Source organism: Mesorhizobium sp. M2A.F.Ca.ET.039.01.1.1, assembly GCF_003998035.1.
Lineage (GTDB): Bacteria > Pseudomonadota > Alphaproteobacteria > Rhizobiales > Rhizobiaceae > Mesorhizobium.
In genome coordinates, this window is record NZ_RZRY01001586.1 from 1 (window position 1) to 402 (window position 402).

Below are 402 nucleotides of genomic sequence, written 5' to 3' on the forward strand. Positions count from 1 at the left end.
GAACCGGCAAGCGTCAAGGCTCGGCCGGTGCCGGTTATTGGGCCAACCCGCTCGCCAATCGTTCGCAAAAATCGATCGTTATAACTCGAATAATTCGTTTGAAAGATTAGTCCGGGAATGGCATTCCGGCACCGAGCGCGCCTGGAGAATTCGATTGTCTTTCCTGCCCGCCACCGCGAACAATCTTCCAGATCACCTGAACCCGGCCACCGTCGGGCGCAGGCACTCTGCCCTGACCGCGATCTCGGTCGGCAACATGCCGGGACTGGTGCTGGTGGCGATGATCACCAGCGTCGCCTATTCGGCGCGCGGCTTCTCCGGCCTGTTCAGCCCGATGATCCTCGCTGTCGTCGTCGGCATGATCTTTTCCAACATGCTCGGCGTGCCCGCACACGCCAAGGC

The 402-nt window shown here is 60.7% G+C and carries 1 pseudogene; it reads left to right on the plus strand.

Features of this window, described 5'->3' with window-relative positions:
- Nucleotides 1-154 precede the first annotated feature (154 nt).
- Nucleotides 155-402: pseudogene (locus EOA24_RS43795) on the plus strand (YeiH family putative sulfate export transporter); the annotation flags it as partial.